Origin of the sequence: Xanthomonas sp. CFBP 8151 (assembly GCF_011761885.1) — a bacterium.
In the GTDB taxonomy this organism is placed as follows: Bacteria; Pseudomonadota; Gammaproteobacteria; order Xanthomonadales; family Xanthomonadaceae; genus Xanthomonas; species Xanthomonas arboricola_B.
In genome coordinates this window covers 600,246-618,143 of sequence record NZ_JAASQZ010000003.1, presented here as the reverse complement: position 1 = coordinate 618,143, position 17,898 = coordinate 600,246, and the positions used below count along the sequence as shown (strand labels likewise).

Sequence of the window (17,898 nt, the reverse complement as noted above, 5' to 3'; positions counted from 1 at the left end):
TGTTACCTGCCGACATCACCAGATCTTTGCCCGTGGTTACCGACACGGCGTCGCCACCGCGCAGCAGACCGTTGTCGTTGCGCAACGCGCTGGGGTGAGGCTGAGGTTGTTGCCTGCGATCAGTGCAGCGCTGCCGCCGGCCTGCACGCGGGTGCCGGTCAACGTCATGTCATTGCCTGCAAACAGTTGCAGCGTGTTGCTGGCGCTGATGCCGGACAGGATGCCAGCGCCATTGATGGCCTTGGATGCTTCGCTGACCAGGTTGTTGCCAGCCACCAGCGCCACATCGCGGCCCTGGATCTGGCCCTGGTTGAGCAGGTCGTTATGGGCTTCCAGCGATACAGCGCCAGTGCCGCTGATGCGGCCCTGGTTGAGCAGGTTGCCGGCGGTGATGCTGACGTCGGCGCCGGCGATGACGCCCTGGTTGCTCATGGAGTTGGTGGCGTTGAGCTCGACGTTGCCGCCGGCGATCAAGGCGCCATTGCCACGCAACTGCAGCGAGTTGGAAGCCAGATACACGACGGGCACCAGCACCTTCTGGCCCTGGTAGTCCTGCTCCACCATCCAGACGATGTCCTGCGTCAGCGCGGCCGCTTGCGCAGCGGTCAAGCCCACGCCCATGCTCAGCTGCAGCTGACCTGCGGCGGCCACGCCCGACTCCAGCAAGGCGCGGTACTGCGCCACGCCATCGGCGTAGTTGCCCAGATAGCGGCGGCCGGTGAGCTGGGTGATCTGGTCCAGCACCAGGCGCTGCTCGTAGAAGCCATCGCCTAGGCGGGTCTGGGTCCACTCCGGGTCCACGCCCAGTTTGTCCAGCAGGAAGTCGCTGCTGATGAAGTTGTCGTAGTTGACGAAGCGCGGGTCGGTCTCGATCAGGTAACCACGGCCCGGGCCATTGCTGCGCCAGGCATTGATGCCGCCAAGGCCGGTGGCTGCGCGGCCCATGGCGGTGAGATCCGTGCCAAGTGGTCAATGCACGCGCCGCAAACGGAGGCTGCAATTTACAGACTCCAGCCTCGGCGGGCAGATTGATGGCTAGAGCCGTGCCGATCATAACCACACCCACGAGCATAGTTCTGAGCTGGCTATTACTAAGTTTTCAAAGAGCAAATTCCGGAGGCACTTTACTTACTGGGTCCAGCACTATGAGTGCCATATCTAACCAGTATCAAATCTACCACCGTCCTACTATCAAGGACGAAATGGCTCGCTCCACTCGCTGAAGTCAAATTGACCCGCTTTGCGGCGCAATACATGAGCGCAATAACGATCTATCGCATCCTCCGGATTACGCAACACGCGTAAATTTCCAACATCCCCTTCATGGACATGGTAGACCACCTGATCCTGACGGGTCGAGCAAACGAAGAATTGATCTCCCTGTGGACCACCGACGCCTACCGGCCTCGTATCCAAGAAGCATCTAAACTTAATTCTTTTTACGCCATTTATATTGGTCACCGCATCAGGGAATAACTCTTTTATTTTCGGTAAATACTTCTTTTTCCACCCTTTACCCAGGCTATCCAAATAAGTATCCGCATCCCGCCACCTTGATGAAGGATGCCCAATCAACTGACGATTGGTCATAGGACCTTCACCGACACTTCCTGGAATACGCCATCCGTCGGTCCGCCACAACCAGGACTTCGCCAAACCATCAGGCAAGCTGAGCAAAGAACCGAAGCAGTCGTTACCGTCCTCATAGGTCGACCCTGGGAAGGTGGGAAAAACCTCAACCATGCGGCCGCTCACGTTAAAAAATAGAACTTCCACGGGTAGACGAGGACCCTCTGGATTCATTAAATCCTTAATTAACATCACCCCAAGAAAAAGATCACCACAAAATTCTTGAAATGCCATATAAGAAAATGGCTGAAGTAGCCTCAATGGCTCCAAAACCCAATCTTTTCCACGCGTCAAAACTCCGGAATAATCAAGATTTTTTCGCCCCTTTACATCGTAATAATCCAAAAAATCATAATCACCAACAACTTCATCAATTTTACTATACACCCCTCCATTTAATCGTTCGAAAAACTCATTTTCCAAGACACCCACCCCACCCCATCCACTGGAACCCCCCTTCTGCGATATATTCACTCACCCACCTCCAGATGCACGATTGGCCTCAATAATCTTTAAAATATCACTTCTGAATCCATCCTGTGCTTTTTTTAAGTAATCCTTGTACTCAGCACTGACAGGCTTTCCATTCCACATCATCCATCCGGCACCGTCGACCTCCACTTTACACCCCTTTGAACAGTTCGCTGATTTGATCATTGGTTGCAGATTCGCAGGGTCTTTCAGAATCTCATTCTGAACGCTTTTTGGCAAAGAATCAAAACCTTCAATTTGCCGAATAGCATTTTGTGGCAGGACGTGATCCACATGAATTTTAGCCGTTGCAGGCACTGCTTCCTTTACACCAGTCAGTGGATTGATCCAAGTCAGCTCATTCTTGGCATTCATCCAAGTACTACTAATGACCTGACCATTTAGCCAAAGCGTTTCGTCAGCCGCCTTCGCCAGTGGGCGCAACAGGGGACCAACTGTTTTGCCTACAATTGTCGGCATCGCCGCAAGAGCGATGCTCGTACCGGCAGCCTGGGTGTCGCCTTGTGCAATATTACGGATGATGCCTGCCGCCATCCCCACATCGCCGGTAAACGTCTCGAGCATCGCCACACCATCCGACCCACGCGTCGCAGTAGACCAGGCCAACAGCTCGCTCTGATATACCTGCTGTAAGGAGTCTTTTGTTATTCCAGATGCGCCGAGAGCGTTATATACCTCGCGAAATTGATCAGGATTATTCGCAAGAAGATTTCCATATTGATGGAAGTTGGCATACTCGTCATCAGTTGCCTTGAAGGCCTGACCCCACTTGTATTGGTTTTGATTGGAATTCAGAAACGCTAGCGCTTCTGTGTCGATATTTTCGATACCGACCTTCTTTGCGATCACTGCATCCACTTGCGCCGCAGCTTCCACAGTCAGACGCTGCTTCGCTTCAATGACACTAATGCCTTCTTGCAATGCGAAAGCTTCAGCGTTCTGGCGAATCCATGTCACTTCATCAGGATGCAGCTGCCGATTGAACTGATCTCCCGCAAGCGCGGTTGTTGCGCCAACCTGCCCACCCGCAATACCACCAAGCGCCGCACTTCCTAGCTCCATGAGTGCGTTGTAAGTGGCTGGGTCGGTAACGCCGTTATTGACCAAATAATCCGACATCGCAACCTTGGCTGCTTCAGCACCCGCTGCACCAGCTGCTGTTTGTAGAACGTTTTCGCCGCCGGGTGCCGCAATCGCCGCACCTGTCAGGCCATGCAGCAAAATCTTGTTCGTACCACCATCGCTCCATGCCTCCAGACGTGCCAGTGCCTGAGCTTTCGACGCTTCATCTGGTGCGCTGGCTAGATCAAGCTGAGCTTTTTGATACATCGCCGAAGCAACATCACCTACGACCCGGAACCCAATCTCTCCCGCCAACCCCATCAGTTCCTTTTGGTCTTCGATCTTCTTCTGATCGAAGATTTCCTTCAGCCCGGACTGCTGCAACTCGGTGGCATTGCGATCCAACCCTGCCAGCGCAGACTCGTCGCCATTGCGGATCTGGATCGTACCGGCGGCGATATCGCTTTTGGTCGTGCTGCTTGAGCTGTCGCTGGCGTTGCCCAGCATGCTTAATCCGGCACCGATGGCAACGCTGGCCATGCTGCTGCCCGTGCCGCCGGCAACTGTTACGCCGCTGGTCTTGTACTCCGCCTTGTTCTGCAGGTCCTCGACCGTCAGGCTATCGGTGGACAGCCGATTGAGACTGGCATCGGCAGCACTGGCAATCGCACCGCCGACCAACTTCGTGTTACCGCCCACAGTGATGTCGAAGCCACCATTGCCAGCCTGGATGCCGCTCTGCTCAGTCACACTGGTGTAGCTGCTGTTGACCTTCTGCTGGCTGTAGCTGCCGCCGCTGCCCGAGCCGGTCGCCAGGGTCAGGCTGGCCTGCTGCTGCTTGCTCTTGTACTCGTTGGTGTCCTGCTCGCTCTTGATCAGCAGATCGCCGCCGACATTGGCCAGCACTTTGTTGCCAACGGCTTGTGCACCCTGGATGGTGGTGTCGTTGCCGCTGACCAGGGTCAGGCTGTCGTTGGCCGTGACCACGCTTTCTGTGCGTAGATCGCTATTGCCCTTGGCGCTGCCCTTGCCTGCAGACACTGTCAGATAGTAGCCAGTCGTCGCACCGACGCTGACACCGATCTCACCGCCAGCGTTCTTGTTCTCGGACTTAGTGGTGTTGGTCTCCTGATTACTGAGCAGGTTGAGATTGTTTGCTGCGGCCAATGCCACGTTGTTGCCGGCAATTTTGCTGCCGATGACATTGAGGTCGCCGCCGGTGGCCGCAATGGTGACATTGCCGTTGCTGAGGATGCGGCTGCCCCCGGTGCTTTCTTCATGTGTGCTGGTCTTGCTTGACGAACTGCTCGCACCAATGCCGAGACGAAAGCTCATGCCAGTTGCAGCTCCCGCCCCTTCTAATCCGCTCGCTGGCTCCTTGCCAGGTTTTGCCACATTTCCACCGACCGCTTGACCTTGATAGCCAGCCAAAAAATTGTCTGGAGTTGTCTTTGCTTGATCGACCGTCGCACCTGTCGCGTAAGCAGCACGCGCCGCATAGAGCGCTTTCAATCTATCGTCGTCCACATCGGAAATCCGCTTGGCTGCACCATAGGCCGCCAATGCGGTATCGACCACGCCTCCACTGATACCCAATGTAATGCCCGCACTCTGCTGCTTGGAGGTCTGCACCGTGTCCACGGTGTTTTCCGCCGCCGCAATCGTGACTTCCTTACCCACAATCGTGGTGCTGGTGGCACTCAGCACATCGCTGCCGGTAATGGCCACCTTGTTGCCGGCGGTCATTGTCACCGAGCCATCGGTACTGCCGACCAGGCTGCCGCTGTTGGTCACCTCGGTGACGTCCAGCCCATCGGTCTTTTTGGTGACGCCCAAAGCGACGCTGAATCCACCGCCGCCGTAGAGACCCGACTTCTTGACTGTCTTTTCGTGTTCCTCGCTGTGCGTGTTCTGCACCGTGTCCAGCGTGATGTTGTTGCCTGCGGCCAATACCACATCGCCGGTGCTGGCGACCTGCGCGCCTTGCGACAGCAAATCGTTACCCGCCGCGATCTGCACCGTGTCGCCACTGAGCGTGGTGGTGACTGCTACATTGTCGTGCCACTCATCATGCGTGGTTGTGGTCTTGCTGGAGAACGTGCCCTTCTTCTTTTTGGTCATGTCCTGCACGGCGTCGTGCTGCTCGCTAGCGGCGAGCAGGTTGACGTCGTTGCCGGCGGCCAGGGTGATGCCGCCTTCCTTGGTGGCAGCGGTGGCGGCGGTCAGGGTGATGTCGTTGCCGGCCTGCACCGCCAGATTGCCGCCGGCGCTTAGCTCGGTGCCGTGGACGGTTTCGTCGCTGGTCGCAGTGGTCTGCTTGAAGCGCTTGCGCGTTTCCAGCGTGTTGCTGGTGTCCACCGTGGTCAGCGTGCTGGCATTGATGTCGTTGCCGGCGCTGATGCCCAGACCCTGGCCGGCGTCCAGCTTGGCCGCGACCAGATTGACGTCGTTGCCGGCGCTGAGGATCAGGTTGCCGCCGGCAGTGAGCGCCTGTTGGTCGATGGTTTGCGTGGTCGTGGTGGTGGTGACGCGGGTCTTGCCGTTGCGGCTCTTGTAGCTGTTGGTTTCGGTCTCGTTGAGGACGGATTCGACGTTGAGGTTGTTGCCTGCTGCGGCAATCAGATCGCCGCCGGCCTTGACGTCGGCCTGACGGATGGTCAGGTCGTTGCCGGCGGTCAGTTGCAGGCTGTCGCCGGTGCTGATGTTGGTACGGGTGGCGACCTTGCCGTCCAGGCCGGTGGTTGGGGTCAGCGAAAGGTTGTTGCCTGCCTGCAGTGCGGCACTGCCGCCGGCGTTGATGGTCACGCCATGCAGTTGCAGGTCGTTGCCTGCAGACATCACCAGATCCTTGCCGGTGGTCATCGACACCACATCGCCGCCGCGCAGCAGGCCGTTGTCGTCGCGCAACGCGCTTGGGGTAAGGCTGAGGTTGTTGCCTGCGATCAACGCCGCGCTGCCATCGGCCTGCACGCGGGTGCCGGTCAACGTCATGTCATTGCCGGCCATCATCTGCAAGGTGTTGCTGGCGGTGATGCCCGACAGGATGCCGACACCGTTGGTGGCCTTGGATGCTTCGCTGACCAGGTTGTTGCCGGCCACCAGTGCGACGTCGCGGCCCTGGATCTGGCCCTGGTTGAGCAGGTCGTTGCGCGCTTCCAGGGCAACGCTGCCAGTGCCGCTGATGCGGCCCTGGTTGAGCAGGTTGCCGGCGGTGACGCTGACGTCGGCGCCTGCGATGACGCCCTGGTTGCTCATGGCGTTGGTGGCGTTGAGCTCGACGTTGCCGCCGGCGATCAAGGCGCCATTGCCACGCAACTGCAGCGAGTTGGAAGCCAGATACACGACGGGCACCAGCACCTTCTGGCCCTGGTAGTCCTGCTCCACCATCCAGACGATGTCCTGCGTCAGCGCGGCCGCTTGTGCAGCGGTCAAGCCCACGCCCATGCTCAGCTGCAGCTGACCTGCGGCGGCCACGCCCGACTCCAGCAAGGCGCGGTACTGCGCCACGCCATCGGCGTAGTTGCCCAGATAGCGGCGGCCGGTGAGCTGGGTGATCTGGTCCAGCACCAGGCGCTGCTCGTAGAAGCCATCGCCCAGGCGGGTCTGGGTCCACTCCGGGTCAACACCGAGCTTGTCCAGCAAGAAGTCGCTGCTGATGAAGTTGTCGTAATTGACGAAGCGCGGGTCGGTCTCGATCAGGTAACGACGACCCGGGCCATTGCTGCGCCAGGCATTGATGCCGCTCAGCCCGTTGGCGGCACGGCCCATTGCGGTGAGATCGGTACCGGTGCCGCCGGATAGGCGATACAGCCCGCCAATGGGCAGATCGATCTGCGTCAGCGAGGTTTGCCCGCTACCCGCAATGGTGGTCACCGGAATGGTGGCCGGGTCGACGCGGGTGCGGCTGTCGGTTGCGACGGCAGTGACGCCGGTACCGGCCGCGGTGGCCTGCACGTCTGCCTGATCGACGCTGCTGCGCACAAGCCCGCTGTCGTTGGACGCGACAGGTGCAACCGACATCTTGACGATGCCACCCGATGTGGCCAGCGTGGCGTCCTGCGTGTTGGCGCCCACCTGGCTGCCTGCACTGCCGGTCGTGCCGGTGGCCACCCTGATGCTCGACGCGCCGCCGTTGGCACGGCCGATCACGGCCTGGCCGCCCACTCCACCGGCGCTTTGCGTGGCGCGTCCGGTCAAGCCCCCTTGTGCGCCGACACCATTCAACGAAGCACCGCTGATGCCACGACCGTCGCTGCCGACGGCACCATTGCTGATGTTGGCGCCGTTGATGCTCACACCTTGGCCACCGGTCATGCTGGCGCCCAGGGCGACGTAGCTGCTGCTGGTCGTCGACGAACTCAGTCGCTGATCTTCTTCCTCGTAGTAGCAAACGACCTTCTGTCCAACCGGCTGCATGCAGTCATTGGTGATCGCGGTGACGATGTGCTCCACATCGCTTTGCCGGACCACCTGATTCAATGCCAGCGCTTGGTTGAGCAGTTGCTCACCGCCATTGATCATTGCATCCGAGAGCCCCCCAAGACCTCGCTGATTGGCAGCAAACAGACCGGCTGCAGCGATGGTCGACGCATTATTTGTGACACTGCCCGACAGCAAGATGTTTCCACCCGCTGCAATCTTCCCCTCCGCACTTGCGGATGACAGCTGCTCCTGCTGGATCACCTGATAGTTGCGATAAATGCCAGGTGCGAGTCCTTTGTAGGGATACGGCGCCCGCGCGCCCTGCAGATTCCGGATCGCCTTGCCTTCGATGAGCTCGCCGCCGGAGTAGATATTGTCGCTACCAGGATCGGTCGACACGCTGGTCGTATTGATCACTCGCCGCCGATTATTCAGCTGGTTGGCCGCAATCAAAATGCTCCCATCGGCCTCGATACTGCCCGACAGGTTATTGACCACACCGGTCCGCGAGACCAAGGTACCGCCGCCATCCTGCGCGCCGCCGATGGCGATATTGCCCAGGCTGAAGATGCGCGCGTCGCGATTGAGCAGTTGATCGCGCACGATCAGATTCATGTTGCCGGTGGAACCGAGCAAGGCCGAGCCATAGGCTGCGTTGTCGGTCGCGCCGCCGAAGTCGGCGCCGTTCACCAATGTGCCGGTGTTCACCGAGACGTTGCCGCCGACGATGCTGCCGGTGTTGTTGATGCTGTTCGCCACCAGCGACAGCACGCCGTTGCCGGAGATACTTCCGGCGTTGTCGATGATGTTGCCGCCGTTGAGGCGGGTGTCATTGGACAGGATGGTGGCGCCCGCACGGTTGGTGATGCTGCCGGCCGTAATGTCCAGGCTGCGCGCAGCCTTGAGCGTGGACTCGTTGACCAGGCTCCCCCCGACGCGCAGGTTGAAATTACCGTTACTGGTAAGGTCTGCACCGGCGCGGTGGGTGTAGTCGCTACGCAAGGTCAGGTCCAGCAGGTTCTGCGCCAGGATGCTGCCGCCACCGTCGAAGCCGACGGTATCGATCACCACATCGCCGGCGCCACCGGTCATGCTGCCGGCGCCAATGTTGCCACCCGCGTTGTTCAAGTTCTGCAGGTTCAAGCGGACTGCCTGCTCGGCCTTGATGGTGCCGTTCTGATTGTCTAGCGTGGCGCCTGCGCGCTGCAGCAGGAAGCTTGCGCCGGCATAGACGTTGCCGCCCTGGTTGTTCAAGCCAGTGGTGTTGGCGATCAGGTCGCCGCCGGCGACCAGCTGGCCGCTGTTGTTGGCGATGCTGGCGGCATCGATCACCACGCTGCCGCGTCCACCGAGATTGCCGCCGCTGTTGGTCAATGCACCGCCAGTGGTGATGCGTGTCAGTCCGCCACCGTTGTTGACGATACTGCCTTGGCTATTGTCGATACTTCCGCCGGAGGCGGTCAGCGTATTGCCGGCATCGAGCTGGCCGCCGCTGTTGAGCAACGCGCCGGCGACGGCAACGTTGAGATCGCGCCCCGCACTGAGCTTGCCGCCTTGGTGATTGTCCAGCTGGCCGCGTGCAGTGACGCTGAGGTCGCGCGCCGCTTGCAGACTGCCGCCGCTGCTGCTGATGTTTTCCGCTGTAATCACTGCGTCGGTGCCGGCACCGATCGTGCCGTTGCCGTTGTCCAGGCCACGATTGAGTTCGACGCGCAGGCTGCCACCCCCACCAGCGTTCGCGACCGCCTGCACAATGCCGCCGGCATTGCTGAGGCTGTCGGCACGCAAGGTCAGCGCACCACCGCTGACCTGTAGCAAGCCGTTGCGGTTGTCGGCCGCGCCGGTACTTTGCACGTTCAATCCACGTGCCGAGACCGAACCACCGATGTTATTGAGGCCGGCGACGGTGAGTGACGCATCGCCCGCTGCGCCAATCACGCCGCCCTGGTTGTTCAACGCGCCACTGGCGTCCAGGTGCAGTTGCCCTTGCGTGAGGATGCGCCCACTGCTGTTGCCCAGCGCACTACGGCTGGTGACCGACAGGACGCCGGTGCCGGCGTGCTCGATGCGCCCTTGTGCATTTTCCAGGCTGGCTGCAGTGATGGTCAGATCCTGCGCATTGCTGGCCAGCGTGCCACCGGTGTTGTCGATCGCGCCGCCGATGCTGACGCGGGTCAGTCCATTGCCGCTTTGCACCAACCGCCCGCCGGCATTGCTCAGGCTGGCGCCGTCGATACTCAACTGGTTGGCCTGCATCTGGCCGGCGACGGCGTTGAGACGCCCGTTGTCGATGTTGCCGCCGGCCTGCACGGTGAGCGTGCCGCCGGCAAGCAAATCACCGCCACGATGATCGAGGTTGCCGCCGGTGGTCAGTGCGACATTGCCGGTTGCGCGTGTGCTGGCACCCGCCAGCTGCAGCTGGCTACCCTGCGCCGTGAGGTTGCCGCCAGCCAACAGCTTGCCGGAGGCGCTGAGCTGGCGATCGGCGATCAGGCTCAGCGTGCGTCCGCTGCCGAGGCTGCCATCTGCGTTGATACCAGCGCCCACGGTGCCGGCGATGCTGATCTCACCCGCACGCAGGCTCAAGTTGCCCGAAGCGGTGGTCTGCCCGGCGTTCTCGATGCGGGCGCCCTGCAGATCCACCGTCGTACCGCTGACGGTGCCCTGCTGACGCAGCACGGCGTCGCTGGTCAAGGTGACCTGCTGAGCGCCGAGCTGGCCGGCCACACCCAGGTCGCCCCTGGAACGTAACTCCAGCGTGCTGCCAGCGCTCAAGTTGCCGCTCTGTGCCAGCGCGCCATCGGCCTGCGCCGAGAAGCTGCCTGCCGATGCGAGGCTGCCGCCGAGCTCCAGGTTGCCGCGGCTGATCAATGCGACATCGCCGCGCTCGCTGCCCAGCTGGCCGCTGCTGCTGACTTGCGCCGCTTCCACGCGCAAGCCATTGCCGCCAATCAGGTCACCGCGATTGTCCACCGCTCCAGTGGCAATGACACCCAGGCGTTGCAAGCCGTAGGCCTGGCCGGTCTGGCGCAGCGACCCGACGCCCAAGGCGAGTTGATTGCCGGCGCGCACGGCGCCAGCATTGTCGAGCAAGCCGCCGATGGCGACCGTGGCGTCGCCCTGCGAGAGCAGCACGCCGCTGGCGGCATTGCTTGCGCTGGCTGCGGTGACGTTCAAGCTCTGACCAGCGACGACTTGCGCCGCATTGGTCAACGTGCCAGCTGCGCTCAGCACCACATTGCGATCGGCTTGCGCCACACCGGCAACCGCCAGGTCGCCGGTGCTGCGTAGATTCAAATCAGTGGCTGCATCGAGTGCGCCACGGCTGTCGATCGCGGCAGCATCCAGGCTGATCGCGCCACCGCTTTGCAGCACGGCAGCCTGACCGGTGCCGATCTGCGCGCCGCGCAGGGTTGCATCGCCCGTCGCCACCGCCTGCCCGTTCATTGTCAGTGCGCGCTGCGCCTGCAGATCCAGTTGCGTTGCCGACTGCAGCGTGCCTGCGGCGGTGAGATCGCGCCCGGCCTGTAGCGCGATCGATTGCGCCTTGAGTGAGTCCGCCTGCTGCAGATCGCCAACTGCAGTGGCCTGCAGTGTGGTCGCTGCAGCGACGACGCCTTGCAGCGTCATGTCGCCTTGGCTGATCACGCTGACGTCGGCAGTTTCGCTACCGAGCTGGCCGCTGCTGCGTAAGCTGCCTGTCTCCACCTGCAGCGCATCTTTGGCAATGAGGTTGCCGCGGTTGTCCAGCGTGCCGGTGACCTTTGCGGTCAGTGCCTTGCCTGCAATCGCAGTACCGCCCTGGTCCATGTTGGCGGCGGTGATGCGCAGATCGCCGCCGCTCTGCAGGCTGCCGGCGTTCTGCAACGCGCCAGTGGTCAGCGTGACGCTGCCATCGGCCGCCAACACGCCGGCCGCCACGTTATTGATGTTGCCGGCCTGCACCGAAAGATCACGGCCGGCAATCACCTGGCTCGCGTTACTCAAGGTGTCGGTTGCGCTCAACACAACATCGCCATTGGCTTGCGCCACGCCAGCGAGCGCAAGCGCGCCCGTGCTGCGCAGGCGCAGGTCCGTGCCGGCATCGAGGGTGCCGCGGCTGTCGATTGCCACACCGTCCAGGCTGATCGCGCCGACGCTTTTCAGCACGGCGTCGCGGCCGGTGGCGATGCTGTTGCCGCGCAGTTTGGCGTCACTGCCCGCCTGCGCCTGGCCGTTCAACGTCAGGCTGCGCTGCGCCTGCAGATCCAACGCAGACGCGGACTGCAGGGTACCTCCGGCAGTGAGATCGCTGCCGGCCTGCAATGTCACGGCCTGCGCGTTGAGCGAGCCGGCCTGCAGCAGATCCGTGCCAGCGGTGGCTTGCAGCGTGGTCGCCGCAGCCACCACACCGTGCAGATCGATCGCGTTCTGGCTGGTCAACGTCAGTGCGCCGTTGACCGAGCCGAGTTGCCCGCTGCTCACGATGCTGTCGGCAGCGATGGCCAGGTCCTTGCCGGACACCAGCTGGCCCACGTTTTCGAATGCGCCTGTCGAAGCGATCGACACCGCGTCGCCGCTATAGACACGTCCGCGCTGAAGCAATGTTCCGGTGTTCAGTGCAAGGCCACGCTCGCCATGCAGGCTGCCATTGTTTTCCAGCACGCCAGCGACATCGACGCGCAGGTCGCGTAGTGCACCCAGGGTTGCCGTTACGGCGTTGTTGGCACTGGCGGCCTGCACGTGCAGATCGCGTGCTGCGACGACTTGAGCGCCATTGTTCAGCGCGCCCGCAGCGGTCAGCGCAACATCGCGCCCGCCCTGGACCACGCCAGCCAGTGCAAGATCACCGGCGCTACGCACGTTCAAATCGGTCGCCGCATCGAGCGAACCGCGGCTATCGATGGAGCCGCCATCCAGGGTGATGGCGGCACCGCTCTGCAGCACTGCTGCAGCGCCTGTCAGAACCGATGCGCCGGTGACGGTTGCCTCACCCGTACTCGATGCGTGTCCATTCAGGGCGAGCGTGCGCTGCGCCTGCAGGTCCAACGTGGATGCCGATTGCAGAGTGCCATTTGCAGTGAGGTCGCGCCCCGCCTGCAACGCGATCGACTGTGCCTTGAGCGAACCGGCCTGCTGCAAATCGCCGCCAGCAGTCGCACGCAATGCAGTGGCCGCTGCAACCACACCCTCAAGTTGCAGCGCATCTCGGCTGTTCAACGTGACATCGGCCCGCTCGCTACCCAACTGTCCACTGCTACGCAGCGTGGCCGCATCGACCTGCAACGCATCCTTGGCGATCAGATTGCCGCGATTGTCGAGCGTGCCTGCGATCGTCGCATGCAACGTGTTGCCCGCAGACGCGCTACCGCCCTGGTCCAGGCTTGCAGCGTTGATCTGCAGATCGCCACCGGCCTGCACGCGCCCAGCGTTGTTCAGCAGTGCCGTAGTGGTCAGGGCGATGTTGCCCTCGCCCGCCAACACACCGCTCGTGGTGTTGTCGAGGCTACCTGCCTGCAACGACAGATCGCGGCCTGCAAACACCTGCGCTGCGTTACTGAGCGCGCCGGCGGCATTCAAACCAACGTCGCGCCCGCCTTGTGCCACACCCGCCAGTGCCAGATCGCCCTGGCTGCGGATCTGCAGATCGCTGCCCGCGTCCAGCTTGCCGCGGCTGTCGATGGCTGCGCCGTCCAGCGCGATCGCTCCCGTGCTCTGCAACACCGCATCCTGGCTGGTTGTCAGTGTGGCGGCGCGCATCGAAGCATCATCGCCAGCCTGGCCCTGGGCAGCAAATGTCAGAGCACGTTGTGCCTGCAGATCCAGCGTGGACGCTGATTGCAGGTTGCCAGCAGCGGTGAGATCACGCCCGGCACTCAATGCCAGCGACTGCGCTCTTAGCGACCCTGCCTGCTGCAGATCGCCAGCGGCGCTGGCCTGCAGCGTGGTCGCAGCGGCAACCACGCCTTGCAGCGCGATATCGCCCTGGCTGCCCAGACGAACACCTGCCGATTCGCTGCCGAGTTGACCGCTGCTGCGCACGCTGCCGGCATCGATCTGTAGCGCGTTCCTGGCAATCACATTGCCAGCGTTGTCGAATGACCCGCTCACAGCTGCCGAAAGCGTGTTGCCCGAACTGGCGCTGCCGCTTTGCGTGAACGCGCCTGCGGTCAGCTGCAGATCGCTCGCCGCATACAGGCTGCCGGCATTGTCCAATGTGCCGGCCGTGCGCACGCGCGCACCGGCATCCGACGAAAACGCGCCACTTTGCGCGTTGCGCAACGAGGCTGCCTCCACATCCAGCGCACCGGCTGCGACCACTTTCGCGCGGTTTTCCAATGCTGCGCCCGCCAGCACTGCTGCTGAGCCAGCGCTCTGCACGGTGCCGTCCAACGCGAGCTCGGCAGCACTGGTGATGCGCAGGTCGCCACCTGCATCGATGACACCGCTGTGCTCGACCGCCGCGCCACGCAATTGCACCGCGTTATCGCCGCGGAGCTGACCACGCTGACGCAGCGCGCCGTTCGCCTGCAAATCGATCGTGCCTGTCGAACCCACCACGGCGTCGCTGACGAGCTCACCGCCTGCGGCGATCACCAACCCACCGGCAGTGGTCTGCAGGGTGCCGGAGAGTGCGGTATCGCCGCCGCTACGAAGATTCACGCGACCAGCGTTGACGATGCCCGAGACCTGCGCATCCGCTGCGGCGTCCAGGCCCAGGGCAGTGCCTGCCACGGTGTTGCCGCTCAGCGCCAGACCACCGCGGCTGCGCAGCAACGTCTCCCCCCGCTGGCTGCCGATATCGCCACGACTGTCCAGCTGCGCCGCGTCGATGGTCAGCGCATTGCTTGCAACGAACGTGCCGCTATTGACCAGACCACCTGCAACCGCCGCCTGCGCATCGCGTGCTGCAGACAGACTGCCTGACGTGGTGACGGACGCTGCCTGGAGACGCAGATCGCGGCCGGCGTAGCCACTACCGGCATTGTTCAACGCACCTGCGCTGCGTAGTTCAAGATCGCCACCGGCAGACATTGCGCCGCGCTGTGCGATGTCGATACTCGCCGCATCGAGCGCCACTGCATCCGCAGCAATCAGCTGACCCTGCAGTTCCAGCCGACCGCCGGCCCGCACATCGGCGCCCTGCCCGGTCTGCGCCAATCCACCCAGGCGCACGTCGCCGCTGCTGTTCACGCGCAAGGCGGTGGCCGCGTCCAGGATGCCCAGTGCATCGATCGCATTTGCATTCAGCCCGATCGCGCCGCCGCTCTGCAGCGTGCCTGTGAGGTTAATCTGCCCCGCACGCAGGTTTGCGGCGGTTGCCGCATAGGCCACACCGTTGCTGCGCAACACGCCATCGGCGCCCAGATCCAGCGCACCGGTCGTATGCAGGCTGCCATCGGCATTCAGTTCCGAACCGAACAGACGGATGGCGCCGGCGCTGCTGCGGCCGCTGTGGCTCAACGTGCCGCTGGCTTGTGCATCCAGGGTACCGGCGGCGACCAGATCGCCTGCCAGGGTCATGCGCGCGCCGCGCAGACGCACATCGCCTTGCTGCGAGCCGAGCACGCCGCGCTGGTCGAGGTCACCGGCTGCACGCACACCCATTCCATCGCGCGCCACCGTGGTCCCGCCCAGGCTCACCTGGCCCGCACTGTCGATCTGCAGATCGCCACTCTGCGCCGCCAGGGTGCCGCGACTTACCACGCCCACACCGGCTTCGGTCGCAATCAGGCGAATACGGTCGGCATACATGCCGCCCAGCTGCGCCACGTCGATGCCGATCGACGGTGCCGCGCCATCGGTGCCCGGCACCACCTCCAGCAGCATGCCGTCATAGTTGACCCGCCCCACACCCGCGGCAGCGACCAGTTCCCTGGTCCAGATCGAGCCCTCCACGCTGAGCTGACGCGACAGCAGGTCCAGGCGATCCACATTGAACGCATCCAGGCCGTTGCTGCCGATACCCAGCGCACCGCCGGTGATGCTGAAGCCGTTCAACGCGCCATCGCTGCCCAGGTTGGGCGTGCCGGTGGTCAAGGTCACGCGCGAAGTGTTGAGAAATCCGCAGCCATCGCAGGAAATGCCGTTCGGGTTTGCGATCACCAACTGCGCCTTGGCACCGGCGATTTCGGTATAACCCTGCAAGCGGCTGCTGGCCGAGGTGACCTCGTTGAGGATCAGCGAGGCGGCACCGCTGCGTTGCAGATTGTCGTTGCCGGCGACATAGCCGCCCAGCTCGGTCTTGGAGATCTGCGCGCTGTTGTTGAGGATCAACCCGTTCGGGCCGACGTTGAAATTGCTGTATCGGTTATGCGAGATGCCGCGCGCATTGGGCGCGACGATGTCCACCACCGGCACGCCATTGGCGGCGACCTGTTGACCGGGCGTCTGCCCGCCGGGATTCGGCGTTGGCGCCACCTGTGCCCAGGCCGGAAACGATGTCCAGGTGACCGTGCAGCACAGCAGCAACGCAAGCGCACGCTTGCTTTGTTCGGCCAGGTAAGCACGCATGCCCATCGCTTCGGTGTCCATCGTTTCTCTCTCGCCACTGCTGGGCGTCATCAATCAACAGCGCGCTGCCGGCTGGCGGCGCGATCCATGTCAGAACTGGTAGATCACACGCGCGCCATACGCCGGCTGCGCACTTCCAAATCCGTCCGGGCGATGGATCGCCCAGCCTGCAAACGCATCGATGCTGGCACCGAACCAACCGCCGCGCAGACCCACCGCGCCGCCCACCAGGCTGCGGCCGCGCAGCCCGCTGGCACTGGTGCCATCGATGCGGCCGGCATCCAGGCCCAGGTACGGCGTCAGCCCGATCTGCTGGATCGGAAAACTCAAGGTGTTGCGCCAGTACGCGCCTTTTTCCGCGCCCAAGGTCGCTTCGCCATCGAAACCGCGCACGCTGTAGCGGCCCCCGATAGTGACGAACTCCGAGCCAAGCAACAGCTCGCCTGCGGTTTGCGCACGCAGGCTGCTTTCCCAGGCCATCGGCACCGGTCCCAGCTTGAACGGCATGGCGGTGCTCACGTCCAGCGTGGTCACGCCATAACGGAATGTCGGGAACCCGATCTGCGGGTCGTAACCGGTCCACTGGCTGTTGAACCACGGCGTGCCACGCCGATGCGCGATACGCACGTCCAACTGCATCGTCCCCAGATAGCGGCGATGGGTGAAGTAGAACTCCGCGCTGCTGGTATCGCGACGCTGGATGCCGATCTCCACGCCATCCAGATAGCTGCGCGCACGCCGCCGGCCAACCGTGACACCGGCCGAGGTCTTGCTGGTGCCATTGCGATGCAAGACGCGCTGGATATCCAGCTGCGCGTTGCTGGATTCGCCGCTGGACTGGAAGGTCTGCAAGAATCCGTCCACGCGCTGGTGGTAGCGGTACGACGAGGCCGACAACGCAAACGTCCACCAGCCCCATGGCAGGTTGTAACTGAGACTGTTGCCGCGCGTGCCGCGCTCTTCGTCGCGCGTGGCCAGGTCATGGCTGTAGCCGACGCTGAGCAGATCGTTGAGGCCCAACGGGTTGTCCAGCGAGAAATCCAGCCCGCTCTGCACGCGCCCGGTAGCCTCCACGCCCGAGTCGTCGGCATTGGCCACGCCACGCCAACGCCGACCATGCTGCAAGGTGATGACCAGATCCGATTCGCCCGGTGCCTCGCCCGGCGCGATGTCGATCTTGGCGTCCTGCGATGGCAGTCGCTTGAACTGCTCTACTGCCTGCTCGATCGCACGCAGGTCCAGCAGGTCGCCGTGCCGTAGCGGCAGCGCGCTCTTCCAGTGTTCGCCGCCGGTGTCGGAGACTACGCGCACCGCGCGCACGCGGCCGGGCATCAGTTCGAAACGCAGTTCGCCGCGCGAAAGATCCTGTTCGGGCACGCCGATGCGGGTGGTGACCAGGCCGCGCGCGACCAGTTGGTCCAGGGCGCGACGGCGGATGATGTCGATACCCGCGCGACCGATGCAGCGGCCCTCATAACGACGCAGCGACATCCACAACCACGCAAAGCGTGCACCATCGTTCCCTGCACCGGACAGATGCACGCGGGCGATCGGGAAACACAGTTCCTCCTTGGGCAGCACGGTGCTGCGGGCGTCCACGCGCTCGGCATCCTCGCGCGGGCCGGCGAAGGGTGCCTGTCGCTCCTGTTCCTGACGCCGCTGAATCTCCTCGGCCTGGCGCAATTGCTCCTGCCGATCCAGCGTTGTCGGTGCCGTCTGTTGTGCAGCCGCCAGCCCGGCGACAGCCCATAGGCAAGCCACCAGCGCCGTTGGCGCCGAACGCATCCACATCTGTCCTGC

At 62.8% G+C, this 17,898-nt stretch carries 3 protein-coding genes and 1 pseudogene; all 4 read right to left on the bottom strand.

All coding sequences use genetic code 11. From position 1 onward, the window contains the following. A pseudogene (locus FHT08_RS16860) lies at positions 1-801 on the bottom strand (hemagglutinin); the annotation flags it as partial. Between the two features lie 390 nt (positions 802-1,191). Continuing rightward, a complete protein-coding gene (locus FHT08_RS16855) occupies positions 1,192-2,103 on the bottom strand; it encodes a hypothetical protein (RefSeq protein WP_166775885.1) in 912 nt (303 codons plus the stop codon). Continuing rightward, entirely contained in the window at positions 2,104-16,119 is a 14,016-nt protein-coding gene (locus tag FHT08_RS16850; protein ID WP_166775883.1) for a hemagglutinin repeat-containing protein, read from the bottom strand. Positions 16,120-16,188: 69 nt separating this feature from the next. Then, entirely contained in the window at positions 16,189-17,889 is a 1,701-nt protein-coding gene (locus FHT08_RS16845) for a ShlB/FhaC/HecB family hemolysin secretion/activation protein (protein WP_166775881.1), read from the bottom strand. Positions 17,890-17,898 lie beyond the last annotated feature (9 nt).